1 protein-coding gene is annotated in these 1,131 nt (G+C 66.7%); it reads right to left on the reverse strand.

All coding sequences use genetic code 11. From position 1 onward, the window contains the following. Window positions 1-1,131, reverse strand: a 1,131-nt coding sequence (gene ahcY / locus ACFY00_RS38140; RefSeq protein WP_388038890.1) for an adenosylhomocysteinase, incomplete at both ends; no start/stop codon positions are given.

Here is a 1,131-nt window from a genome sequence, read left to right on the forward strand (position 1 = left end):
TCGGCCTTGTACGGGCCCTCGACCGGGACGCCGATGTAGTCGGCCTGGTCCTGGGTGAGGGTGGTGAGCTTGACGCCGAGGGCGTCCAGGTGCAGACGGGCGACCTTCTCGTCCAGGTGCTTGGGCAGCACGTACACGCCCACCGGGTACTGCTCGGTCTTGGTGAACAGCTCGATCTGCGCGATGGTCTGGTTCGCGAAGGAGTTGGACATCACGAAGGACGGGTGACCCGTCGCGTTGCCCAGGTTCAGCAGACGCCCCTCGGAGAGCACGATGACCGTCCGCCCGTCGGCCTTGCGCCACTCGTGGACCTGCGGCTTGACCTCGGTCTTCACCACACCCGGCAGCTTGGCCAGACCCGCCATGTCGATCTCGTTGTCGAAGTGGCCGATGTTGCCGACGATGGCCTGGTGCTTCATCCGCTCCATGTGCGAAGCCAGGATGATGTCCTTGTTGCCGGTCGTCGTGATGAAGATGTCAGCGCTCTCCACCACGTCCTCCAAGGTGGTGACCTGGTAGCCGTCCATCGCCGCCTGCAGCGCGCAGATCGGGTCGATCTCGGTCACGATCACCCGGGCGCCCTGGCCCCGCAGCGACTCGGCGCAGCCCTTGCCCACGTCGCCGTAGCCGCACACCACCGCGACCTTGCCGCCGATCAGGACGTCGGTGGCGCGGTTGATGCCGTCGATCAGCGAGTGCCGGCAGCCGTACTTGTTGTCGAACTTCGACTTGGTCACCGAGTCGTTGACGTTGATCGCCGGGAACAGCAGCTTCCCCTCGCGGTGCATCTCGTACAGGCGGTGGACACCCGTGGTGGTCTCCTCCGTGACGCCCTTGATGGTGGCGGCGACCTCGGTCCACTTCTGCGGCGTCTCGACCAGGGTGCGGTTGAGGAGCTCCAGGATGATCCGGTACTCGTCGTTGTCCGCGCTCTCGGGCGACGGCGCGGCGCCGGCCTTCTCGAACTCGACGCCCTTGTGGATCAGCAGGGTGGCGTCACCGCCGTCGTCCAGGATCATGTTCGGGGTCTGGCCGTCGGGCCAGGTGAGCGCCTGCTCGGTGCACCACCAGTACTCCTCCAGGGTCTCGCCCTTCCAGGCGAAGACCGGCACGCCCCGCGGGTCCTCCGGG

Origin of the sequence: Kitasatospora sp. NPDC001540, from assembly GCF_042894345.1 — a bacterium.
GTDB lineage: Bacteria > Actinomycetota > Actinomycetes > Streptomycetales > Streptomycetaceae > Kitasatospora > Kitasatospora phosalacinea_C.